Source organism: Streptomyces sp. PTY087I2 (genome assembly GCF_001687325.1).
Taxonomy (GTDB): domain Bacteria; phylum Actinomycetota; class Actinomycetes; order Streptomycetales; family Streptomycetaceae; genus Streptomyces.
In genome coordinates this window covers 152052-176359 of record NZ_LZRD01000002.1, presented here as the reverse complement: position 1 = coordinate 176359, position 24308 = coordinate 152052, and the positions used below count along the sequence as shown (strand labels likewise).

The following is a 24308-nucleotide window of genomic DNA, read 5'->3' as shown; positions in this document are numbered from 1 at the left end:
CTGCTGCACCGGCGCTCTGACGGAACGCCAGAAGATCGGGCGGGCCGTCCGACACCTTCGGGGGGGGCCGGTCCGGGATGCTGGTGGCGGGAAGGAACGAACCACACCGAAGGAGTACCCGTGAGCGACCCCCGACAGCCTTTCACCCTCACCCCGGGCGCCGCCGACTCCCCGGTCCTCCTCCACGTACCGCACGGCTCCCGCCACATCCCCCACCACGTACGCGAGAGCATCACATTGAACGACGCCGCCCTGGAGCACGAGCTCGACCACATCACCGACGCCCACACCGCCGAACTGGCCGCGGCTGCGGAGAAGCTCGCCCCGGTCGCCCCCTGGCGCTTCGTCAACAACCTGTCCCGGCTGGTCGTCGACCCCGAACGCTTCCCGGACGAACGGGAGGAGATGCTCGCCGTCGGCATGGGCGCCGTCTATACCCGCACCACCCACCGCGACCCGCTCCGCCCGCTGGGATACGACCCCACCCCTCTGCTGGAGGCGTACTTCCACCCCTACGCCGACGCGATGACGGACGCGGTCGAGGCACGCATCGCCGCCGCCGGCCGCGCGGTGATCATCGACGTCCACTCGTACCCGACCGGGCCCCTCCCCTACGAGCTCCACGGCACCGGCCCCCGCCCGCCCGTCTGCCTGGGCACCGACCCGTTCCACACGCCGCCGGAACTCCTCGCGGCGGCGGAGACGGCGTTCGGCGACCGTTTCGGCCACGACGGCATCGGGCACGACACCCCGTTCGCCGGTACGTACGTCCCCCTCCGGCACTACGGGGCGGACCGCCGGGTCACCGCGCTGATGATCGAGATCCGCCGCGACACGTACATGACCGAGCCGGGCGGGCCTGCGGGACCGGGCCTCGGCATGCTGGCGGAGGCGCTGGCGGAGCTGGTAGGGGCAGTCACTCCCCGGTGACCGCGCCCACCGGGGGGTTCGGCTTTGGCCGCCAGGGGGGGGAGGGACCCGTCACTCAGCCGATCTCCACCACCCGCGCCCACGCCGGCGGCCGTCCGGGAACGTAGTCGGGGTTGTCCTCGTTCCAGGAGTTGCGCCTGTGGTCCCTCGGGAACAGGCCGATGACCGTCCGGCACGCCGGCTGCGCGGTCGGCCAGGGGGTCTGGCCGTCCGTCAGGACCACGATGGCGTCGGGGCGGGGGTTTCCCCGCAGCGCCTTGGCGAAGCCCGTACGCAGGTCCGTGCCGCCACCGCCCACCAGCGGGATGCCCTCGGCCTGGCACAGCGGGTGGACGACCCGGGTCGCCGCGTCGCAGGCGAGGACGGTGACCAGGTCGCGGCGGCCGCCCACCGCGCGGGAGATGGCGGCGACTTCGAGGAGGGCGCTGCCGAGTTCGGCGTCGCTGACCGAGCCGGAGGTGTCGATGACGACGGAGACCCGGGGCGGTCTGCGGCGGAGGCTCGGCAGGACGACGCCGGGCAGTCCGGTGGAGCGGCGCGAGGGACGCCCGTACGTGTAGTCCTCCCCGGCGCCGGGGCCCGAGGCGGCCGAGCGGACGGCGGCGCCCAGCAACTCCCGCCAGGGCTGCGGAGGATGGAACGCCTCCTCCGCCCACCGCTTCCACCCCTTCGAGGCGTTGCCCGGGCGCCCGGTGATGCCCTGCGCCACCCGGAAGCGGACGGCGTCCTGTTCGTGCGCGCTGAGTCCGTTGGCCCCGTCGGGGCCCAACTCCCATTCCCTGTCCAGCCCGTCGGCGCCGCTTCCGCAGTCCAGCCAGGCGAGGTTCTGGGTGCGCGGGCCGAGGCGGAACTGGTACAGGTAGTCCTCCATCAGCTCGCCGGTCCGCAGGTGCAGCGTCGACGGGTAGACAGCGCCTTTCGGCCGGGCCAGGCCGTCGCCGTACACGTCGTCGTTGATCTCGCAGTCGGCGGCGATGTTCATCCGCAGCCGGTCCCCCGGGCCGGTCAGCCCGCGCTGCCGGGCGACCCGGTCGCTGCGCCCGTGGTGGTCGCGCAGCAGGTGCGACACCTCGTGGACCCAGACCCCGGCCAGCTCCTCCACCGGGGTGCGGACCACAAAGGACGGGGAGACGTAACACCGCCAGTACCTGTCGACGGCCATGGTGGGGACCTCCCGCGACTCCACGGTGTGCAGGGCGAACAAGGCTGTGGCCAGATAGGGGCGGGCCCGGGCGGCCTGGAGGCGCGCGGCAAAGAGTTTGTCCAGGTCGAGCGCGCTCGGCGCGTCCGTCGTCGTCATCGGCCCGCCTTCGCCCCGACGCGGGCCACCCGGTCCGCCGCCCGGTCCGCCCGCTGGGACAGGGAGACCACTCCGGCGAGGTGCTCGATCGCCGCCGGTACGTCCCAGTCCTCCTGGCGCAGCGAGGCGAGGGTGGTGGCGGGGACGACCACCAGATCGGGGGCTCCGGTCTCCAGCGCCCGGACGAACAGTGCCCACGCCGCGTCCCAGCGCGCCCGGTCCGGGCGGGTACGGACCGCCGCGACAACCCCGTCCAGTGCGGCCTGCCGGAGGTCGCCGCGCTCGGGCAGAACAGCGTTCGCCGGATCGGTGAGGAGGTCCTCGGGGTCCGGGAGGTCCATCCGGTCCAGGCTCGCCAGCAGTTCAAGACCGGGGCCGTCCCCCACCGTTCCCCTGACCAGCAGGGACAGCACCTCCCTGGAGGATCCGGCGGCGGTCGCGAAGGCGATCAGGTTCAGCGTCATGTCCCAGCTGCGCGGCGACGGCCACGGGCCGCCTCGGCGCGTCTCTGTGGTGGGCAGCCGGTGGACGAGCGTGGGCCGGGCGGAGAGCAGCCCGCACACCGCGCGCCGGGCGAAGTCCACCGCCTCGGGCAGCTTTTCGGGGTCGAGGCGGGGAAGCGTCGCACGGGGCCAGGTGCCACCGAGTCCGCGGACGACGACCTCGTGGTCGTGGGCCCACTGGAGGTGGACGAACCGGTTGGCGAGCGGCGGGCTCAGCTCCCAGCCGTCGGCCGCCGACGAACGCGGATTGGCCGCCGCCACGATCCTTACACCGGGCGGGAGTCGCAGCGCTCCGATGCGCCGCTCCAGTACGAGGCGCAGCAGCGCGGCCTGGACGGCGGGCGGTGCGGTGGAGAGTTCGTCGAGGAACAGCAGGCCCTTTCCCGCCCGTACGAGGCGAACGGCCCAGTCCGGCGGGGCCATCGGCACGCCCTGTTCGGCGGGGTCGTCGCCGACGATGGGCAGCCCGGAGAAGTCGGACGGCTCGTGCACGCTGGCGATGACGGTGGTGAGCGGCAGGTCCAGGGAGGCGGCGAGCTGGGTGAGCGCCGCGGTCTTGCCGATGCCCGGCTCGCCCCAGAGCAGGACGGGCAGGTCGGCGGAGACCGCCAGGGTCAGGGCCTCCAGCTGGATGTCGGGGCGCGGCTCGGTGGTGGTGTCGCGGAGCAGGCTCATCAGCGCGTCGGCGACGGCGAGTTGGGAGCCGGGAGCGGAGTCTGCGGGCGCGGAGGACGGGGTGTTCGTGAGCATGGGTGATCACCTGAGGGTGTGCGAGATGACGGATGGGGAGAGAGCGAGCAGGGGTGGTCCCCCGGGGTCGTGAACCCCGTATCAGCTGACGGTTGTTGTGCGGCGCGGTCGTCGGGCCCTGCGCGGGCGGGGGTCGACGGGGCGCCGGGGGTCCGAGCGGCGGCGGATCGGGCCGGGGCCGAGCAGGTCGGCCCGGAACAGCCCGTAGGTGATCCGCCGCCGGGCCGCGGCTTCCAGTTCGTCCCGCAGGGGGCCATCGCGCAGCACCGCCTCGGGACCGAGCAGCCCCTCGACGACGGCCAGCGCACCGGCGATGTCCCCGTGGTCGAGGCGTTCGCGCACACCGGTGAGGCAGTCGGGCCGTCGGTGTGCCTCGTCGATGGCCTGGAGGCAGGGCAGCGGCGTACCGGTGAGGGCGACCAGCAGTTCTTCGCGCCGGATCTCGGCCGGGTCGTGGTCCAGCGGGGCGAGGGCCCCTTCGACCAGGCCGATCCGGTGCCGCGCTCCCCGGCATTCCACGACGCGCACCGCTCCGGCGGGGCCGCCGGTACGGGAACGGGCCGCGGCGGAGGCCGGAGCCGGAGTCGGGAGACCGGGCGCGAGGGCCCGCGCGACCAGAGGGTGCAATTGTCCGGCGTCGATCGTCCCCGTACGGAGCAGGTCGAGGTCGGGCAGCACCCAGGTAGCCGCGTCCGGCAGCACCGGTGCCGTGGACGCCCCCGGGTCCGGCACCACCGCCACGATCCGCGCGACGGGCGTACCTGGGCCGTCCTCGTCGGCCTCCACGCGAAGAAGGAGTCGGCGTCGGCCGCCCAACCGCACGCTCACCGTCCCGCCCGACCCCCGCCCCTCTGCTCGGAGCAGGGTCGCCGCTTCCGCCGCCCAGCGGTCGACGGCGCAGCGGCGGTCGGACGGCAAGGCACCCCACGGATCCAGGTCGACGACATCTGCCGCCCGGCCGGTCGACCTGTTGTCGAGGCCGCAGCGGACCCGCAGGTCATCGGCCCTGCGCGCGTCCCACAGGTGACGGTGCAGATCGAGGCGGAAGCGCCGGTTCGGATGCGGGTGGGGGTGACGGCGGGCGGTGGGCTCGGTGTGCGAGCCGTCCCACAGGGCGAGGCTGATGCGCTGCCCGGCGTCCGCCCAGGCGGGCGGGGTCCGCACGACCAGGTGCAGAGGGCCCGGCCCGTCGCGCTCCGGTGGGTCGTAGCGGGCCAGTTCGATCGTCAGCCCCGGGCGCAGCAGCCCGTGCGGGGCGATCCTCGGCATGTGCCAGCGCAGCAGATCGGGAGCCAGGTGGCGGAGGTCCGCCCGGATACGGGCGGCGAGGGCCCGGCCGTGACTGCGCGCCACGGACCGGAGCTGGAGATCGACGTCGACGCCTGCCGCGGCGCACGCTCCTGCCCAGTCCCCGGCCTCACGGCGGGCGGTCGCAGTTTCGATCATCGAGGCCGGCACGGCGAACTCGCGCACGCGCGGCCAGAAGGAAGGGAGAGTCGGGGAAGACGGGCGGGAATCCCGGTTCGCGGTCGAAGGGAGCATCAGCACTCACCTTGCGCGGACGGGTCCCCCAATCTGTTCATGGAGTGATTCATCGCGGGGAGCTTAGCTCCGGATCGCGAGTTCCGCCAGAACTTTCTTCCCGCCCTCAGCGTGTGTGACCGGACCCGCGCAGCTGTTCCGCGAGGGTGAGGAAGACGAAGAAGTTGGGGACGACCGCGACGGGCGACGCCGGCCAGCGAGCGCCACTTGCCCGCGACCTTGATCTTGAGGGAGCCCTGAATGACCCTCAGTTCCTCGACCTCGCGCCACTGCGCGGTGTCGCGACCCGCGCCCACCTCGTCCCGGGCCAGCCACAGCTTGCCGAACTCGACACACCCGCCGGAGTTCAACACATCAACCGCGTCCGGGAGTTGGGCGCGCGTCACGCCTGTCTGGACAGCCGCGCCCCACTCTCCGTGCCCGGAGAACTTCCCTGTCGCCGCTCCGCCCTTGCGGCCCTGGAGGATGACCTGGGCGCCGTCGACATCGGTGAGCTTGTACGTGTAGTCCGTGTAGCCGCCCACGCCGGTGCGACGGAGACTCCCCTGAAGAACGTCCGTGCTGTCGTACCGGACCGCGTGCACCCGGTTCTTGACCGCGGCGGCCAGGCCGTCCTCGTAGAGGTGAAGCCGGATACGGGCGTTCTTCGACGCCGTGGACAGCTCGGCGATCCAGCAGCCCACGGCGATCACCAGGATGAGCAGGGAGAACATCACCCCGGTCGGCATCCCCATGGCGAACAGCGCCACTGCGAGCACCGCGCACACCACCGTCGCGCCCTTCGAGAAGCTGATGGAACTCGCTTCGGGCTGCGCCCCCGTGCAGGTGCCGCGCGGGGCACCCAGAGCGGCGCGCTGGGCCGCCGCCTCCAGCCGGGCCGCTATCTCGCTCTGTACCTGTGCGTGCTTTTCGCTCCCGGCCATCTCAACCCCTGTGGTTCACGAGTCTCGGCCAGGGCCCGGCCCACCGGCCGCCCCCGCGCACGCTCACGCTACCCGACAGTGGTTCTACGCGGGGGCCCGCCCGTGACGGCGAACAGGCCTCTCTCGTAACGTCGTTGCCTCACGGGGATGACTCGCCGGTGGCTCGCCTCAGGGGGCGTCTTCGGCGCTCAAGGCGGCGTCTTCGGCGCTCAGAAGAACACCCCGCACCGCAGCAGCACATTCGCGTACGGCCGTGCCTCCCCTGTACGGACCACCAGGCGGGCCGTCGTCGTCAGCGCCTTCAGATCGTCGTGCGGGACCACCTCCAGCCAGGGGAAGTGGGTGTCCAGGAGCGCCGCCGCCTCCGGGTTGGCGTCGCGGATCTCCTCGGCGGCCGTTGCGCCCTCGACGACCAGTTCGTCGAGCAGGCCGTCCAGAACTTCGGCGAACGACGGGATCCCGGCGCGGAAGGCCAGGTCGACGACGCGGGGGCCGGGCGGGATCGGCATGCCGGCGTCGCAGATCAGGACGGTGTCGCCGTGGCCGAGTTCGGCGATCGCGCCTGCCAGGTGACGGTTGAGGATGCCCGACTTCTTCACAGCGCGTCGACCTCCTCCAGCGTCGGGAACGACTCCTGTGCCCCTCGTGCCGTGACCGCCGCCGCGCCCACCCGCACGGCGAAGGCCGCCGCCTCCCGCAGATCGTCGCCCCGGCCGAGGCGCCAGGCGAGGGCCGCCGTGAACGCGTCCCCGGCGCCGGTCGTGTCGACGGCCTCTACCTTCGGGCTGACGAGGTGGTCCAGGGAGGCCGTACGGCTGTCGGCGACCAGGGCCCCGGCGGCGCCGAGGGTGATGACGACCGAGCGCGGGCCCAGCGCGAGGAGCGCCGGGGCCCAGTCGTGCGGCCCCTCCCCCGCGTCGTCGCCCAGGATGTACCGCGCCTCGTGCTCGTTGACCACCAGCGGATCGCAGGCGGCGAGCACCTCCCCTGGGAGCGGGGCGGGCGGCGACGGGTTGAGGACGAGCCGGGTGTCCGGCCCCCGGCCGCATACCGTTTCGGCCACCGTTTCCAACGGGATCTCCAGCTGTACGGAGATCACCCGGGCGGCGGCCAGCAGCGGGGCCGCCGCGCGGACGTCCTCGGGTGTGAGGCGTCCGTTGGCCCCCGGGGAGACCACGATGCTGTTGTCGCCCGAAGGGTCGACGGTGATCAGCGCGACGCCGGTGGGGGCCCCGCCGACCAGGACTCCGTCCGTATCCACGCCCGCCGCGCGCTGGGTCTCCAGCAGCAGACGTCCGTGGTCGTCGTCGCCGACCCGGGCGAGCAGGGCCGTCCTGGCGCCGAGGCGGGCGGCGGCCAGCGACTGGTTGGCGCCCTTGCCGCCGGGGTGGACGGCCAGGTCGGAGCCGAGGACCGTCTCGCCGGGGGCGGGGCGGCGCTCGACGCCGATCACCAGGTCGGCGTTGGCCGACCCGACGACCAGCAGGTCGTACCGGTCGTCGGGGGCGTTGTCGTGCATGGGCGTGCTTCCTGCTTTCGTCGGTCGGGGTTCAACAAACCGGTGCGCGGGGCGGGTTCAGGAGAAGTCGGCGACATTCTCCCGGGTGACCACCTTGACCGGCACCTTCACCGTGCTCGCGACCTTCTCGTCCTTCGCGGCCTTGACCGCGTTCTGGACGGCGATCTTCCCGAGTTCGGCGGGCTGTTGGGCGACCGACGCGTAGAGCGTGCCGGCCTCGACCGCCTTCAGGCCGTCCGGGGTGCCGTCGAAGCCGACGACCGAGACGGACTTCCCGGCCTTGCTGCCGAGCGCCTTGACCGCGCCGAGCGCCATCTCGTCGTTCTCGGCGAAGACGCCGGTGATGCCGGGGTGCGACTGGATCAGGTTCGTCATGACGTCGAGGCCCTTGGTGCGGTCGAAGTCCGCGGGCTGCTTGGCGACCACCTTGATGTCCGGGTACGCCTTGAGGCCCTCGGCGAAGCCTGCTCCGCGCTCACGGCTGGCGGAAGTGCCCGCCGTGCCCTGGAGGATGACGATGCTGCCCTTGCCGCCGATCCTGTCGGCCAGCGCGTCCGCGGCGAGCTTGCCGCCCGCCACGTTGTCGGAGGCGACGAGGGTGGCGGTGTCGGCCTTGTTGACGCCCCGGTCGGCGGCGATCACGGGGATGTCGGCCTTGTTGGCGCTGCGGACGCCCGGCCCGACGGCGTCCGAGTCCACCGGGTTGACGATGATCGAGGAGACTCCCGAACTGGTGAAGTTCTGGAGCTGGTTGGCCTGCTGGGAGGCGTCGTTCTGGGCGTCGGTGACGGTGAGGTCGATGCCCGCCTTCTCCGCTTCCGCCTGTGCGCCTTCCTTCATCTGCACGAAGAAGGGGTTGTTGAGCGTGGAGAGGGACATGCCGACCTTCGTCGTGCCCCCGGACGAACCGGAGTTGACGTAGGAGACCGCGCCGACGACGAGGGCCACGCAGAGCGCGGCTCCGGCGAACTTGAGCGCTCCCCTGCGCCCGGATCCCGGTGCGCCGGGCGCCGTTCCGGCCGAGGAGGCCGCCCCCGAACCGGCCTTGCGGCGCAGCGTGTCGAGCAGGACGGCCAGCGCGATGACGACGCCGATGACGACCTGCTGCCAGAACGCCGACACGGAGAGGAGGTTGAGGCCGTTACGGAGGACGGCGAGGATCAGCGCGCCGATCAGGGTGCCGGACGCCTTGCCGACGCCGCCGGCCAGGCTGGCCCCGCCGATGACGACGGCGGCGATGGCGTCGAGTTCGTACCCCTGGGCGGCCTGCGGCTGGGCGGAGACGAGGCGCGAGGCCAGGACGATGCCCGCGACGGCGGCGAAGAGGCCGGACAGGGCGTAGATGACGATCTTCTGGCGCTTGACGCGGAGACCGGAGAGCCGGGCCGCCTCCTCGTTGCCGCCGATGGCGTACATCGAGCGGCCGATGAACGTACGGCCCAGGATCAGCGCGGTGATCAGGCCCATCGCGATCATCACGAGGACCGGTACGGGGAGCCAGCCGCCGAGGGTGTCGCCGAGCCGTGAGACGGAGTCGGGGAAGGCGATCGGGCTGCCCTGCGAGATGACGAGCGAGAGACCGCGGGCGATGGAGAGCATCGCCAACGTCGCGATGAACGGCGGGAGTTTGCCGTACGAGACGAGGGCGCCGTTCACGAAGCCGCAGGCGATGCCGGTGGCGATCGCGAGGACGACGGCCAGGACGACGGGTACGCCCGCCGAGGTCGCCGACCAGGCGAGGACCGTCGCGGACAGGGCGGCCACCGAGCCGACGGACAGGTCGATGCCCGCCGAGACGATGACGAAGGTGACGCCGAACGCGAGGATGGCGGTGACGGCCGCCTGGACGCCGACGTTGAGCAGGTTCTGCGTGGTGAGGAAGTCGCCGGAGAGCAGCGACATCGCCACCACCAGGACGACCAGGGCGCTCAGCGCTCCGTTGTCGAGCAGGACGCGGCGTATCACGGAGGTGCCCCCTGCGCCCGTGTCACTCTTGAGTGTCTCAGTGGCCACGGGGGCCCTCCTCTTCGTTCTTCGGTGCGGGGTGTTCGCGGGGTGCGGCGGTGGAGACCGCGAGGGCCATCACCGCGTCCTGGGTGGCTTCTTCGGCGGGGAGTTCCCCGGCGATCCGGCCCTGGGCCATGACGAGGACGCGGTCGCTCATGCCGAGCACCTCGGGCAGATCGCTGGAGATCATCAGGACGGCGTGGCCGGAGGCGGTCAGTTCGTTGATGAGCTGGTAGATCTCGACCTTGGCGCCGACGTCGATGCCCCGGGTGGGCTCGTCGAGGATGAGGACCCGGGTGTCGGCCAGCAGCCATTTGCCGATGACGATCTTCTGCTGGTTGCCGCCGGACAGCGTGCGCACGTGCTGGCCGAGGCCGGACATGCGGACGCCCAGCTGCTGCGCGATGCGGGCGGCGGCGGTGCGCTGGCCCTTGAGGTCGACGAGCCCGGAGCGGGTGGCGGACCGCAGGGTGACCAGGCCCAGGTTCTCCTGCACGGAGGCGTCGAGCACCAGCCCCTGGCCCTTGCGGTCCTCCGGTACGAGGCCTATCCCGGCGCCCATCGCGGCGGGGACGTCGTGCCGGGCGAGGCGTTCGCCGCGTACGTCGACGGTGCCGGCGTCGTACGGGTCCGCGCCGAAGACCGCGCGCGCCACCTCCGTACGCCCGGCGCCGACCAGTCCGGCGAGGCCGACGACCTCGCCGGCGTGCACGTCGAAGCTGATGTCGTGGAAGACGCCGTCGCGGGTCAGCCCCCGCACGGACAGCAACGCGTCGCCCGTGTCGGGGCGTTCGCGGGGGTACTGCTGCTCGATGCTGCGGCCGACCATGAGCTGGACGAGTTCGTCCTCGGGGGTGGAGGCCGGGACCTGGTCGACGCTGCGGCCGTCGCGCAGGACGGTGACGCGGTCGCCGAGTGCGGCGATCTCCTCCAGGTGGTGGGTGATGAAGACGATCCCGACGCCGTCCTCGCGGAGTTGGCGGACGATCGCGAAGAGCTTGTCGACCTCCTCGGAGGTGAGGACGGCGGTCGGCTCGTCCATGATGAGGACGCGGGCGTCCAGACTGAGCGCCTTGGCGATCTCGACCATCTGGAGCCGGGCGATGCCCAGTTCACGCACCTTGGCGTCGGGGCGCACGTCGACGCCGACGCGGCGCAGCAGCTCGGCCGCGTCCTGGCGCATCCGGCGGTGGTCGACGAGCCCGTAGCGGCGGGGCTGGCGGCCGAGATAGATGTTCTCGGCCACCGTCAGATCGGGGACGAGATTGAACTCCTGGTAGATGGTGGCGATCCCGAGCCGTTCGGCGTCCTGCGCGCCGTCGATGCGGACCTCGCGGCCGTCGGCGAGGATGCGGCCGCGGTCGGGGCGGTAGGCGCCGGAGAGCATCTTGATGAGGGTGCTCTTGCCCGCGCCGTTCTCACCGAGCAGGACGTGGACCTCGCCTCTGCGGAGGTCGAAGTCGACGTTGTCGAGCGCCACGACGCCGGGGAAGGTCTTGCGCAGACTTTCGACGCGCAGCAACTCGTCGGGCGCGGTGGTCGGTTGCTCCTCCGGTGCGGTCACCGGTCGCTCCTCTGGTTCGTTGCGGCCCCGCCGCACGAGCGGCGCACGACGAGGCGGGCGGGCAGGGTGACGGACTGCGGGGTCCGTCCTTCGATCAGGTCGGCCAGCGCGCGCACGGCGGCCCGTGCCAGGTCGGCGGTCGGCTGGGCGATGGCGGTGATCGGCGGATCGGTGTGGACGAACCACGGGATGTCGTCGAAGGCGGCGAGCGCGATGTCGTCGGGCACGCGCAGGCCGCGCGCCCGGATCGCGTCGAGCGCGCCGAGGGCCATCAGGTTGTCGGCGGCGAACACGACCTCGGGCGGCTCGGCCAGGGCGAGGAACCGCTCGGTGGCCCGGCGCCCACTGGCGGCCTGGAAGTCGCCCTGCCCGATATAGGCGTCGGGCAGGGCGAGCCCCAGCTCCCGCATGGCCTCCCGGAACGCTTCGACGCGCTCGTTGCCGGTGGTGGTGGCAGCGGGCCCGGCGATGATGGCGAGCCTGCGGTGACCGAGCCCGTGCAGATGGGAGACGAGATCCTTGACCGCGCCCGTACCGTCGGCCCTGACGACGGGCACGTCGATGCCGGGGATCCAGCGGTCGACGAAGACCATCGGCGTACCGCTCAGGGCGACGTCCCGCATCAGCGGGGAGCCGCCGTCGGCGGGCGAGACGAGGAGCCCGTCGATCCTGCGGTCGATGAGCGTGCGGATGTGGTGGTCCTGGAGCTCGGGCCGCTCGTCGGCGTTGCCGATGATGACGCTGTAGCCGAGCGCGCGGGCCTCCTCCTCGACGAAGCGGGCCAGCTCGGTGAAGTACGGGTTGAGCACATCGCTGATGACCAGGCCGAGGGTGCGGGTCTGGGCGGTGCGCAGCGAGCGGGCCACGGCGTTGGGCCGGTAGCCGAGCGCTTCGACGGCGGCGAGGACACGGGTGCGCGCCTCTTCGCTGACGGACGGATGGCTGTTCAGCACGCGCGAGACCGTGGCGACGGACACTCCCGCCTCGGCCGCGACATCCTTGATGCTCGCCATGTCCGGACCACCTCCTTGTGGTTTCCGTACACCTCGAAACCCGGTGACCGACCGGTGGTGGACCGGTTCACGACGCCGTGGAATCGATTACACGGACGATTGGAATCGATTACATGGCCGAAAGCAAGACCCCCTCCCGTGGCCGAGACCGGATCGTGACGGGAGGGGAGAGGGTGCGGAAGGAGGGCGGTGCGACAGGAGCGGAAGGGGACATCCTGCCGTCGCGGCGGCTCAGCCGTTCCGCTTTCACACGCTTTGACACATGTGAAGGATGTTGTTCAGGGTGCCAGGGTGAAGTCGTGTGAGATGCATCTCCCGGACTGAACCCTGGAGCGTTAGGGTAGGCCTCGGTGCACGCCGGACCGACATGTCGAGGGAGTCGAGCCCTCACATCGAGGCGAGTGGTACCGGCTGCGCGCGTTCGTCAACTCACATCTCGGGGGGCACGTTGAGCCAGTCCGGTGCGTATGCGGTTGTTGTCAACGGTGAAGAACAGTACTCCATTTGGCCGACCGGACGGGACATGCCCGAGGGTTGGACATCTGTGGGAGTGACCGGGTCCAAGGACGAGTGCCTGGCCCATATCGACACGGTCTGGACCGATATGAGGCCGCTGAGTCTGCGTCAGGCGATGGCCGCGGACGACTAGACGCCCCGTCGTGGACGTCATTGCACAGGCACGTGCCGCGTTCGACGTCATGGCGGCAGGCGTCGACACCGTACTCACGCGAAATCCGCGACTGGCGGTCGACTGGTGCCAGGCCGCCCTGGGGCTTCTGGCCGCCGTTCCGGACGGCCGGCGGCAACAGGCCGACCTGCTGCTGTCCATGGCCCGTGCGCACGCGCGCATCGGTCAGCCTGCGCAGTGCCGTGCGGCTTTCGCGCAATGGAGCGCGCTGGTCGGCCCGGACCAGGAGTTGAAGCAGGCGGCCGACGTCCTGGCGTTCCTCTCGCTCGCGGACGGCCGCTTCACCCACGCCCGCGTGATCCTCCGGGGAGCCGTCGGCCATCCGGCGGCCGTGAACACCGGGAGTCTCCGGCTGGAGCTGGCGGCGACCGCCTTCTGGGACACCCGCTGGTCCTGGTCGGACGCTGCTCTGGCGGTCATCAAGGAGGAGCAGCGCCTCCAACGGGCACACGCGCTGGTGCTGCTCGCCGTCGAGGCGCTCGGCCGGGAGGAGGTCGATCACGCGCTGCGGCTGGTGAAGGACTCGGCGGACCTCGTCGACCTGCGGACCGACGAGGAACTGGCAGAACGTCCGGTCATCATGTCCGATCTCGGCTGGGCCGAGACCCACCTCGGTCAGAATCAGCGGGCCCGCCGGCGGTTCCTGCGAGGGCTGCTGGTGTGCGAGGCGAGCGGTCAGTACCTGCCGGTCGCCCCGCTCCAGGCCGGACTCGCGGAGCTGGCGCTGCGGCAGGGAGCCCTGTCGACCTCGGCCGACAGGGCGGAGCGTGCGGTCTCGGCGGCACGCTCCCTCGGCCACAACGACCACTGGGCCATGGCTCTCGTCGTACGGGGCGAGGTCGCTCTCGCTTCGGGCCACCTCGATCAGGCCCTGGAGGACGCCACGTGCGCGATGCGGGTGGTCGACCTGGACAGCCCGCAGTGGCGGCGGGCGCGGCTGACCTACGCCACCGCGGTTCTGGCGGACGGCGACAGCGCGGGCTGTGTCCGCGCGGTGCTGGACGTCGCGGGTGACGAACTCGGCGAACTCCCCGTGTGGGAACGCAGACGGGCGGCGAACCTGCTCGGCCGGGCCGAGCGTGCCGCCGGACGTGTGCAGCACGCTGTCCGCTGGGAAAAGGTCCGTGCCCGGTACGAGGCGTTGCTGGATCTCCCCGAGAAGAATGCCGCGGGGCCGGTCCAGGTGAGCCGGCGCGAGTTCGAGATCGCGCGTCTGGTCAGCGAGGGCCGGACCAACCGGCAGATCGCCCGGCTGCTGGAGGTGAGTCACAAGACGGTGGAGACGCATCTTGCCCGCATCTTCGCCAAGTCCGGTGTCTCCAGCAGGGCCGAGCTGGCCGGGCTGACCGTCGCCAACCGGGTGGTCGCCCGGCCCCGCGCCTGAATCCGGGGGCCTGGATCCGGGGCCTGGATCCGAGGGCGGGCCATCACCCGCCCCCGCGATCGGCAGTACTCCGACCGCCCTGTTTCCCCCTTACTTGGTCCCCTTATTTCACGACGGTCTCCGTACTGGTCATCACGAAGTCGCCGTGGTCGTTCCCGGGCATGGTGCCCTCGGGGCGGTCGAACTCGTCGGCCAGCGACGGCACTTCCTCGATGCTGAAACTGCGGTCGTGGACGCGCAGCGGCAACGGCTCGTCCGACAGAACGACCAGGGTGATGTCGAGGCCCTCCCGGGGGACGGCCAGGAACTCCAGGGTCCACGGAGAACCCTTGCCGTTGCCGGGGGTGTCCTTGCCACCGGTGACCTTCGTCCCGTTGACCACGGCGCTGCGCACCCGCAGACCGGACGGGTTCGTCACGCTGAGGACGGGTGGCATCCGCCGGGAGCCGACCGTGAACCGGACGGTGCGGACACCGTCCTCGACGACATTGCGGAGCACCTTGATCTCCGGGCCCGGGAGGTCTCCCGCAGGGGCGTCCCCGGTCCTGAACGGATAGCTGTTGCGGAAGAACTTCGGCAGCCGGCCGCTCTCGACGGGCTTCGGCGCGTACGCGTCGGTCCACCCGTCCGGGACCGGGTCGGTCGTACCCCACTGCGCCCGTCCGGTGTCCGAGTCGAGGAGATAGAAGAAGGTCCCCGGTTCCGGATGGTCCTTGTCGAACCCGCCGGTGGCCAGGGAGGCGCCCAGCAGCGCGGCCGCTGCGACCGGGGCCACGGGCGTGGCCCACCGCACGAGCGTCCGCGACGGGGTGAAGGGGAGGCTGACGGGCGAGAGGAGCAGGATCAGCAGCGCGGCCGCGAGGAGGAAGACGGCCCAGGCGAACTCCAGTCCGGTGACCAGCAGCGCGAGGTAGCAGGCGGGGACCAGGAGGAGCAGGCCGACCGCTGCCGCGACCGCGTACCCGATGGTCCGGAACGCGGGGAAGGCGAGCGCCGGCCCCACGGTGAGCAGGGGCAGGACGAACACGTACGCGGCCTCGGGCAGCAGCAGGACGGCGGCGCCCATGAGGACCGCCCACCACACCGCGGCGGCCGCCGCGAGGTCTTCGGCGCTCACCTTCTTCCGGGACCACCGCAGCCACAGCACCAGCGCGCAGGCGGTGAGGACGGCGAACGCGGTCAGGAAGAGGCCGCTGTTGTAGACATCGCCGTTGGGGATGTCGTCGTAGCCGGGGTAGAACGCGCGGAGCGCCTCCCACAGGGCGAACGGTACGAGACCGCCCAGCACCGTGCCGCCCACGACGAGCGGCAGGGCCACGGCGAGCCGGCGTGGTGCGAGAAGGCCGCGCCGTACGCCCCTGACGATGCCGGCGCCCAGCAGTGCGAGGGCGAGGCCGCCGAGCAGGTAGGTCACCCACAGGGGGTGGGCGACGACGCCGATCAGCGGGAGGGTGAAGTAGACCTCGTCCGTGGTGGACGACGCGAGGTCGGACGAGGCGAGGTGCGCGCCGACCTCGGTGGCGTACTCGCCGTGATGCTGGAGGCTCCGTTTGTCGACGTGCTCCAGCGAGTCGACGGGGGTGTGGTAGTGCATCAGCTCGCCGACGTAGGCGAAGTTCATGGCCCGGATGCCGGCCTTCTCGAAGACCGTGAAATCGGTGTAGTGCCCGAGCAGCCCGTAGACCGCCTCGCTGACGGAGCTGGCGACCGGCGTGCCCGTCTCGTTCAGTACGCCGGCCGGGGCGCCGCTCGACTCGAACATGATGGACGGCCCGCTCCTGCCGCGTGCCTCGAAGTTGAGCGCGTACCCCACGTCCTTCGCCCACCGGTGGCGTTCGACGAAGGCGCGGGCGCCGAGGCTGCCGGACTCCTCGGCGTCGGTGAACAGCACCAGGATGTCGTTCCGGGCCGGTCCCGCCGCCTTGATGGCCCGGGCCGCTTCGAGGAGGGCGGCGACGGCCACACCGTCGTCGTTGGCCCCCGGGCTGTTGCCCACCGAGTCGTAGTGGGCCGCGAGCAGGACGGCGGGCCCGTCACCCGTGCCGGCCAGCCGTGCCACGACGTTCTCCACCCGCGCGCCGGTGATGTCGCCGGGCCGTTCCTCGTCGAAGACCGTGGCGCGCTGGACCTCGGCCGTCAGTCCCGTCTTCGCGAGCGTCCCGACCAGGTAGTCGCGGACCTCGGCCGTGTAGGCGCCGCCGGTGGGGCGGGGATGCCGCGCGATCCGCTCCAGGTGTTCGTACGCGCGTTCCGCGGAGAAGGCGGTGACCGGGGCGTCGGCCGGCGCCGCCGCGGGCGGCCGCACCGAGGTGAGTGCCGCGATCCCGCAGAGCAGCGGGAGGAGGACGGCCAGGACCGCCCGCAGGACGGCGGATCGTATGGCAGGCATGGCTCAGTCTCTCCACTCGAAGGAAACCGGGAGACGGCGGTATCCGTTGACCTTGGTCGCTCTGAGCCGCTCGGGCTCTCCCGCGTGATGGACCGCGGTGACGTGCTCGGCCAGGCTCTCCAGGAGCATGCGCAGTTCGAGCCGTGCCAGCGCGGCACCGAGGCAGTAGTGGAGGCCGTGCCCGAAGGAGAGATGGCGGTTGGGACGCCGGCGGACGTCGAACCGGTCCGGGTCGGGGAAGGCCCGCGCGTCCCGGTTGGCGGCGGCGAGCCAGCTGACCACGGCGGTGTCCGCGGGGACCGGCCGGCCGGCGACGACGGTGTCCCGGAGCGCGACCCGCAGGACGTGCGGCCCCGGCGTCGACCAGCGCAGCACCTCCTCCACGCCCGTCCTCACCGCCGCCGGATCGGCGCGGAGGGTATCCAGGGCGCCCGGTGAGGTGGCGAGGCCGTCGAAGGCGCCGGTCACCGAGTGCTGCGTCGTCGCGTTCCCGGCGGCGAACACGTTGTCGCAGTTGATCAGCGCGTCGTGCTCCGTCATGCCGTCGCCGAGCAGATGGCTGACGAGGTCGTCGCCCGGGACGCGGCGCCGGTGCCGGACGAGGTCGGCGAAGTAGCTCATGATCTGTAGATGTGCGACCGAGGGCGACATCCGCCGCGGATCGTCCGGCGCGCCGACCGCGAACTGCGTGAGATACCGCAGGCGTTCGTGGTCGGAGGCCGGCACCCCGAGGAGTTCGCACACCACGGTGTTGGGGAGCGCCGAACCCAGCGCCGCCGCGTCCGACACCGCGTGCTCGCGGGCGGCCGCGACGAAGGCGTCCAGCTCCCGCGCGACGACCCGGGCGAGCGGCCCGGCCGTGGCACGGGCGAGGTAGCCGCCCATGACGCGCCGGAGCCGGTCGTGCACCTCGCCCTCGCTCACCACGATCATCCGGCCGCTTCCCGCGTCGGGACGCTGCCGGTCGAAGCCGATGAACATCCCGTACTCGGAGGTGAACGGGGCGTCCGCGGCGAGCACGGCCGTACAGGAGCGGTGCGAGAAGACCGACCAGAACCCGTTGTGCGTGGCGCTCGGGGGCGTCCACACCATGGCGTCGTCCGCCACGAACCGCCGCCACAGCCCGGTCGGGTCGTTCGCTGCGTAGAACTCCTCGCTGCCGAGGTCGGCGACCGGGTACGTACGGGACGTCACGTGTGCACCTCGTTGCGGTGTCGGAGGGTGCGCAGGGGCGCGGCAAGGAGCGGGACGACGGAGGCGAGCAGGGCGACCGGCGCGAACCAGAGGGTGTTTCTCGCCCCGGTCACCTCCGACAGGGCGCCCGCCAGGAGCGCCCCCGCCGGGGTGGCCGCCATGGGGAGCAGGCGGTAGCTGGCGTTCATCCGGGCGTGCAGCGCCGGCGGTGTCAGCAGATGACGCAGGGTCATGGCCGAGGTGCCGACGACACAGCTCCCCGCGCCCACCAGGAACAGGGCGGTCGAGGAGTAGACCACGGTGGCGGTGGCGGAGGTCGACAGCGGTACGAGAACGAACGGGACGGTGGCGAACACGATGCCGCCGAGCAGTGCCTTCCGGTAGCCGAACCGACGCAGGATGCGGGGTGCGGCGAGGGTGCCGAGCACGCCGCCCACGCCGCCGAGCGAGAGCGCGGTCCCGTACCAGCCGGGGCCGACGCGGACGTCGCTGAGCAGATAGATCACCGAGGAGACGGTGGCCAGTTGCAGAGCTCCCGCGTAGAGGGCCGCGTGGACGGCGAGGCAGCGGATCGGCGGATTGGCGAACACCGCCCGCAGCCCCTCCCGGGTCTCCCCGATGAGGTCCCGTCCGGCCGTGGCGGACACGGGGCCGGCCGGGTCGAGTGGCGCCGGGGGCACGGCCGCCTTCTCCCGGCCCCGGACGGAGGCCAGGGTCAGCGCGGAGGCCAGGAAGGTGACGACGCTGATGACCAGTACCGAGACCGCGCCGATCAGCCCGGCAAGGGCACCGGTGACCCCGGGCCCGGCGGTTCCGCTGACGGCCCGGTTCACGTTCATCCTGCTGTGCGCGACGGAGAGCGCGGACGGCGGGACCAGGGTGGGCACATAGGCCGCGGCGGCGATGTCGTACAGCAGGGTCATCGCGCCGCCCGCCAGCGCGACGACGTACAGATGAAGCCAGGTCAGCGAGTCCAGCGCGACGGCCAGGGGAATCGTGGCGACCAGCGCCGCGCGGGCCACGTCCATGGTGACCATCACGGGGCGCCGTGCGGCCCGGTCCAGCCAGACCCCGGCGGGCAGGGCGAGCAGGAAGAACGGGATCAGGTACAGGCCCTGGAGCAGTCCGATCCGCAGCCCGTCGGCGTCGAGACGTGCGACGGCGATGAGAGGCAGTGCCGTCATGGTCACCTGGGAACCGAACTCCGTGACGGAGTTGCCTGCCCAGAGCCGTTTGAAGTCACGCGATAGGGCCACAGCGCTCACGGAGCCTCCTGCCGATCGGTGAAACCCTCCCCCTCGCGGCCGCCGCCGCAGCAGTCGGGAAAAGCACTGACGTCGCGGCTCGGCCCCGCGGTGCGAGGCTGGCCGGGGCAGGGGACCGAGACCGCCCATGAGGAGGCCGCGCGATGACCGCATGGCAGGACGTGCTGGAATCCGCTGCCGTCCGGACGCCGGACCGGACCGCCTTCACCTACCGGCCCGACGGCGACGGGCCGGAGACCCGGCTCACCTACCGGCAGCTGCACGAGCGGGCCGCCGTGATCGCGGCGGATCTGACGGACCGCGGTCTGACCGGTGAACGGGTCCTCCTGCTCCACCCGTTCGGGCTGGAGTACGTGGAGACGTTCTTCGGCTGCCTCTACGCCGGGGTCGTCGCGGTCCCCACGTATCCGCCGAGCCGTCATCCCTCGTCGACCGCCCGGTTCTCGGCGGTGACCGAGGACTGCGGTGCGCGGGTCGCGCTGACGACCGCGGAGCTGCGGGAGAAGCTGGGACGCAGGAGCGATCTGCCGGCCGCGTCGGCGCTCACGATGGTGGTCCCGGAGCCCTCGTCATCGGCTTCCGGCGGCCTCACCGCCCGGCCGCGCGGGGAGGACCTGGCCTTCCTCCAGTACACCTCGGGTTCCACCGGCCGGCCGAAGGGCGTGATGCTCAGCCACGCCAACCTGCTCGCCAACACCGCCCTGATCCAGGACGCCCTCGGGCTCGGCGAGCACACGCGCGCCGTTTCCTGGCTGCCCATGTACCACGACATGGGGCTGATCGGATCGGTTCTGGGCACCGTGTTCTGCGGCGGGTCGACACTGCTGCTGTCGCCGTCGTCGTTCGCCCGGGACCCGGGGCGGTGGCTGAGCGCGATCAGCGACTTCGGGGCCACCGTGAGCGGCGGACCCGACTTCGCCTACAACCTCTGTGTCGAGCGCGTCCCGGCCGAGGTCCGCGCGTCCCTGGACCTCTCCTCGTGGCAGGTCGCCTTCAGCGGGGCCGAGCCGATCCGGGAGCGGACCCTGCGCTCGTTCGCCGCGGCGTTCGCCGGATCGGGCTTCTCCGCGCAGGCGTTCCTGCCCTGTTACGGCCTCGCCGAGTCGGCGCTGATCGTGACGGCGGGGAAGCGCGGGAGCGGCTTCAGGACGGCCGCGGCGAACGGTTCGCACGACACCGTGGTCGGCTCCGGCCGGGCCCCCGAAGGGGTCGGTCTGCGGACCGTGGACCCGGAGACCGGGGCCGTGGCACCGGACGGGGCGGAGGGCGAGGTCCAGGTCCGCGGCGCCAGTGTGGCGCGTGGCTACTGGAACCGGCCGGAGGACTGGGCCGAGGTGTGCCGGGACGGCTGGCTGCGGACCGGCGACCTCGGCTTCCTGCGGGACGGCGAACTGTATGTGACCGGCCGGGCCAAGGACCTCGTCATCGTGCGCGGCCGCAACCATCACCCCCAGGACATCGAGTCGGCCGCGGAGGGCGCCGACTCCCGCCTGCGCACGCATGGTTGTGCCGTGTTCGCCGTGCCCGGCGCGGAGGCCGAGGAGCTCGTCGTCGCCTGTGAGCTGCGCCGGGAGGCCGGCCGGGGCGATCTCGACGAGATCGCCCGCCGCGTCCGGTCCGCGGTCGCCGCCGCCCATGACGTACGGCCGCGCCATGTGGTGCTCGTCCCCTTCGCCGGTCTGTCCCGTACCTCCAGCGGGAAGATCGCCCGGAGTGCCTGCCGGCAGCAGTTCCTGGACGGCACTCTCGCGGCGCTCGCCGTGCGCTCGACGGCCCGCACGGCGGTGCCGGAGGCGACGGAACCGGCCGGAGAGTCCAAGGCCGTGCCCGGCGGGGACACCGAGCGGCTGCGGGCGGAGATCGCCGCCCTGCTCGGGATCGGCGCGGACGAGGTGTCCGTCGACACCCCTCTCGTCGATCTCGGGATCGACTCGCTCGACGCGCTGACGATCGCTCACCGGGTCGGCAGGCGAACCGGCCGTGACCTGGTGGCCGAGACGCTGCCGCACCACAGCGTCCGGGAACTCGTCGCCCTGGGCAGCCGCCCCCAGGACGGTCCCGCCCCGTCGTCCGAGCCGGGTGATCACCCGCTCTCCGCGCAGCAGCGCGGAATGCGCTACAGCCATGAACTCGCCCCGGAGAGCACGGCGTACCTGCTCGGTGCCGCGGTCGACGTCCACGGCCTCCTGGACGTGGACGCGCTGCGCGAGGCACTGGGGAGAACCGTCGACCGCCACTCCGTGCTGCGCACCACCTTCCCCGTGGTGGGCGGGGAGCCCGTGCAGCGGGTGCACGCACGGCTCGGGCCCGGCTTCCGGGTCGAGGACGTGCCCCCGGCTCTGCTCGGCGAACGGACCGCGGCCGTCTCGACGACTCCCCTGGACATCGTCGACGGCCCGCTCGTACGGCTCTCCGTGCTGCGTACGGGACCGGACCGGCACCGGCTCGTCCTGACGGTGCATCACCTGGTGGCCGACCTGTGGTCGATCGACCTCGTGCTCCGCGAGGTCTGCGCGCGCTACACGGGATCGGACTCGCACACCGACCCGGTGCCCGACTTCATCGAACTCGCCGCGAGGGAAAGGGAATTCCTGGAGGGGCCGGAGGGCCGCAGGCTGGCAGAACACTGGCGCGCGGCGCTGAGCGGAGCGCCCGCCGACATCGGGCTGCGCACCGACCGGCCGCGCCCGGCTCTCCCCCGCCTGCGCGGCGCGTCCACCACCTTCACCGTGAGCCCCGGTACGACGGCGCGGCTGCGCCGGCTCGCCCGGGCGAACGGCACGACCCTCTTCACCGTTCTCCTCTCCGCGTACGCGCTCCTGCTCTGGCGCTACTCGGGCCGGCGTGACTTCCTGGTCGGCACACCGGTGCACGGCCGCGGCAGCACCAGGTCGTCCGAGGTCGTCGGCTGCTGCATCAACACGGTTCCGGTCCGCTGCCGGGTCGATCCGCACGGCTCCTTCGGCGAGCTGCTCGCCGGGGTGGGTGCGACGAGCAGGGACGCGTTCGGCCACGCCTCGCTGCCCTTCGTCGAACTGATCGACGCGGTCGGCGCCCGGCGGGACCCGAGCCGGCCCCCGCTCGTCCAGGTGATGTTCGCCCTGCAACAGGCCTTCCCCGGCGGCGATCTGCCGATCGCCGCCATGGCCGTCAACCGGCAGGGCGTGACCGGGCGGTTCGGCCCGGCGGTCTGCGAATCGGTCGCGCTGCCCCGTACCGGCTCCATGGCCGACCTCGCGCTGCATCTCGCGGAGGTCGGCGACGGCCTCTCCGGCGAACTCGTCCACGACACCGACCTGTTCGACGACGGGACGGCAAAACGGCTCGCCCGGCAGTTCGTGTCCGTACTGGAGACGGTCGTCGGCAGCTCGGACGGGCCGGTGCGGGAGATCGCCACGAGCGAGCCGGCGGCGCTCACCGGTGCGGAGGCCGGCTACCGGGCCGACGACCATGTCCACCTCCGGATCGCACGGCAGGCCCTGCTGCGCCCCGAGGCCGTGGCGGTCGCCACCGACGAGGAGGAACTGACCTACGGCCGGCTGGAGCGGTCCGCGGGTGCGCTCGCCCGGGTGCTGGTCGCCCGGGGTGTCCGGCCGGGACAGGTGGTCGCCGTCCGGCTGCCCCGCGGTGCGGAGTTCGTGGTGAGCATGCTGGCGGTGCTCAAGGCGGGCGCCGCCTACCTCCCCATAGCGCCCGAGCTGCCGGAGAGCCGGATCGGGCACATGCTGACGGACAGCGGTGCGCACCTCATGATCAGCCGCTCGGGCATCGGCCGGTCGGAGCCGCCCTGCCCCGTCCTCGACCTGGACGCCGTCGGCACCGGAGACCCAAACACCCGGTCTCCCGAGGTCCCGACGCACCCCGAGGCGGCCGCGTACGTGCTCTACACCTCCGGCTCGACCGGGCGGCCCAAGGGCGTACACGTGCCCCACCGGGCGCTGAACAACTTTCTCGCGGCGATGGCGCGCGTGGTGCCGATGGACGCCCGGACGCGTCTGCTGGCACCGACCAGCCTGTCCTTCGACATCTCGGTGCTCGAGGTCTTTCTGCCCCTCGTCTCCGGCGGGACCTGTCATCTCGCCGACGGCGACACCGTCCGCGACGGCCACGCGCTGCGGGCCCGGCTGGACACGGGCGCCTTCACCCATATGCAGGCGACCCCGGTCACCTGGCAGCTCCTGGCCGACACCGGGTGGACACCGGATCCGGGCCTCACGGTGATCACCGGAGGGGAGGCGTTGCCGCGTGAACTCGCCGCGCACCTGTGCGCATCGGGCGGGCAGGTCCTCAACATGTACGGTCCGACCGAGACGACCGTGTGGTCGGCGTACGCGCCGCTCGCCCTCGCGGACACGGCCGAGGCGCCGCCGATCGGCCTGCCGGTGGCGAACACCACGGCCTATGTCCTCGACGAGGACCTGGCCCTCGTGCCGGCCGGCGCCGAGGGAGAGCTCCACCTCGGCGGCCACGGTCTGGCCACCGGCTATCCGGGACGGCCGGGGCTGACCGCGAGCCGCTTTCTGCCCGACCCGTTCCGCGGTGTCCCCGGCGGACGGATGTACGCCACCGGTGACCTCGTACGGGTGCGCGCCGACGGACGCATCGAGTTCCTCGGCCGGATGGACCGGCAGGTGAAGGTGAACGGGCTGCGTGTCGAACTCGGCGAGATCGAGGCGCAGCTGGACCGGGTGCCGGGGGTGACGCGCTCGGTGGTCGAGGTGTACCGCAGCGCCTCCGGGCCGATGCTGGTGGCCTACGTGACCGGAGACACGCCGGCTTCGGACCGGCAGATCCTGGACGGTCTGAGGACCGTACTGCCGGGATACATGGTGCCCGCCAGGCTGGTCCGGCTGCCCGGCCTGCCGGTGAACTCCAGCGGAAAGGTGGACCGCGGCGCGCTGCCTCCGCCTCCGGTGGCGACGGGCGGCGACGAGGATCCCGCGACGGGGCCCGAGGAGCGGCGGATCGCGGCGGTCCTGGCCGAGCTGCTCGAACTGCCGTCGGTCGGCAGAAGCGTCAGCATCTTCGACCTCGGCGGGAGCTCCCTGCTGATGACCCGGCTGACGGCCCGGATCGACAAGGAGTTCGACGTGCGGCTGTCGCTCAGGCAGATCGTCGAGGATCCGACGGTGGCCGGTCTGGCCGCGCGGGTCACCGACGGGCAGCGCGCGTCGGGTCCGCGGCGCCCGGCCGTGGCTCCGGTCGTCCGGGTCGACCGCAGCCGGTATGCGGCCCGGAACGTGCCGGGCGTCTGAGCGGGTCCCGGCCCGTGGCGGTCCGTGTCCCCGGCGGCCGGGGAGGGATCGCCACGGGCCGGCCGTGGCCGGAGCCCGCGCG

The 24308-nt window shown here is 72.4% G+C and carries 16 protein-coding genes; 4 read left to right on the top strand and 12 right to left on the bottom strand.

From position 1 onward, the window contains the following. The first annotated feature begins 120 nt into the window (after positions 1 to 120). A complete protein-coding gene (locus A3Q37_RS02655; protein ID WP_065476998.1) occupies positions 121 to 930 on the top strand; it encodes an N-formylglutamate amidohydrolase in 810 nt (269 codons plus the stop codon). A gap of 55 nt (positions 931 to 985) precedes the next feature. On the opposite strand, the gene A3Q37_RS02650 is transcribed toward A3Q37_RS02655, so the two are convergent. The 9 genes from A3Q37_RS02650 to A3Q37_RS02610 form a co-directional block, all read right to left on the bottom strand. Then, positions 986 to 2230, bottom strand: a complete 1245-nt coding sequence (locus tag A3Q37_RS02650) for a DUF2201 family putative metallopeptidase (RefSeq protein WP_065476996.1) — start codon at positions 2228 to 2230, stop codon at positions 986 to 988. After that, positions 2227 to 3483 (bottom strand): MoxR family ATPase, encoded by a 1257-nt coding sequence (locus tag A3Q37_RS02645; RefSeq protein ID WP_065476994.1) that lies wholly within the window; start codon positions 3481 to 3483, stop codon positions 2227 to 2229. Before A3Q37_RS02645 ends, A3Q37_RS02650 begins: the two co-directional genes overlap by 4 nt. A gap of 81 nt (positions 3484 to 3564) precedes the next feature. Then, positions 3565 to 5025, bottom strand: a complete 1461-nt coding sequence (locus A3Q37_RS02640) for a hypothetical protein (protein WP_065477333.1) — start codon at positions 5023 to 5025, stop codon at positions 3565 to 3567. Next, complete coding sequence (locus A3Q37_RS02635; protein ID WP_065476990.1) at positions 5025 to 5948, bottom strand: DUF6585 family protein; 924 nt, start codon at positions 5946 to 5948, stop codon at positions 5025 to 5027. The genes A3Q37_RS02640 and A3Q37_RS02635 overlap by 1 nt, the downstream gene beginning before the upstream one ends. A gap of 209 nt (positions 5949 to 6157) precedes the next feature. Further along, a complete protein-coding gene (gene rbsD / locus A3Q37_RS02630; RefSeq protein ID WP_065476988.1) occupies positions 6158 to 6547 on the bottom strand; it encodes a D-ribose pyranase in 390 nt (129 codons plus the stop codon). After that, entirely contained in the window at positions 6544 to 7467 is a 924-nt protein-coding gene (locus A3Q37_RS02625) for a ribokinase (protein WP_065476986.1), read from the bottom strand. The genes rbsD and A3Q37_RS02625 overlap by 4 nt, the downstream gene beginning before the upstream one ends. A 57-nt stretch (positions 7468 to 7524) precedes the next feature. After that, complete coding sequence (locus A3Q37_RS02620) at positions 7525 to 9480, bottom strand: substrate-binding domain-containing protein (protein WP_065476984.1); 1956 nt, start codon at positions 9478 to 9480, stop codon at positions 7525 to 7527. Next, the gene (locus A3Q37_RS02615; RefSeq protein WP_065476982.1) at positions 9470 to 11038 is read right to left on the bottom strand and encodes a sugar ABC transporter ATP-binding protein; all 1569 of its coding nucleotides are present in this window, start codon (positions 11036 to 11038) and stop codon (positions 9470 to 9472) included. The genes A3Q37_RS02620 and A3Q37_RS02615 overlap by 11 nt, the downstream gene beginning before the upstream one ends. Continuing rightward, on the bottom strand, positions 11035 to 12051 hold the full coding sequence (locus A3Q37_RS02610; RefSeq protein ID WP_065476979.1) for a LacI family DNA-binding transcriptional regulator: 1017 nt from the start codon (positions 12049 to 12051) through the stop codon (positions 11035 to 11037). Before A3Q37_RS02610 ends, A3Q37_RS02615 begins: the two co-directional genes overlap by 4 nt. Positions 12052 to 12484: 433 nt before the next feature. On the opposite strand from A3Q37_RS02610, the gene A3Q37_RS02605 reads away from it, so the two are divergent. Then, positions 12485 to 12700 (top strand): MbtH family NRPS accessory protein, encoded by a 216-nt coding sequence (locus A3Q37_RS02605; RefSeq protein WP_255311721.1) that lies wholly within the window; start codon positions 12485 to 12487, stop codon positions 12698 to 12700. Positions 12701 to 12710: 10 nt separating this feature from the next. Then, a complete protein-coding gene (locus tag A3Q37_RS02600) occupies positions 12711 to 14123 on the top strand; it encodes a LuxR family transcriptional regulator (protein ID WP_065476976.1) in 1413 nt (470 codons plus the stop codon). Between the two features lie 103 nt (positions 14124 to 14226). On the opposite strand, the gene A3Q37_RS02595 is transcribed toward A3Q37_RS02600, so the two are convergent. The 3 genes from A3Q37_RS02595 to A3Q37_RS02585 are packed head-to-tail and all read right to left on the bottom strand — an operon-like array spanning position 14227 to position 18971. Then, complete coding sequence (locus A3Q37_RS02595; protein WP_065476974.1) at positions 14227 to 16512, bottom strand: M20/M25/M40 family metallo-hydrolase; 2286 nt, start codon at positions 16510 to 16512, stop codon at positions 14227 to 14229. Between the two features lie 3 nt (positions 16513 to 16515). After that, positions 16516 to 17706: a cytochrome P450 gene (locus A3Q37_RS02590; protein WP_065476972.1), complete on the bottom strand. Its 1191-nt coding sequence runs from the start codon at positions 17704 to 17706 to the stop codon at positions 16516 to 16518. Further along, positions 17703 to 18971 (bottom strand): MFS transporter, encoded by a 1269-nt coding sequence (locus A3Q37_RS02585; RefSeq protein WP_176711328.1) that lies wholly within the window; start codon positions 18969 to 18971, stop codon positions 17703 to 17705. The genes A3Q37_RS02590 and A3Q37_RS02585 overlap by 4 nt, the downstream gene beginning before the upstream one ends. A 143-nt stretch (positions 18972 to 19114) precedes the next feature. Here A3Q37_RS02585 and A3Q37_RS02580 point away from each other — a divergent pair, with 143 nt between their 5' ends. After that, entirely contained in the window at positions 19115 to 24226 is a 5112-nt protein-coding gene (locus A3Q37_RS02580) for a non-ribosomal peptide synthetase (protein WP_065476968.1), read from the top strand. Positions 24227 to 24308 lie beyond the last annotated feature (82 nt).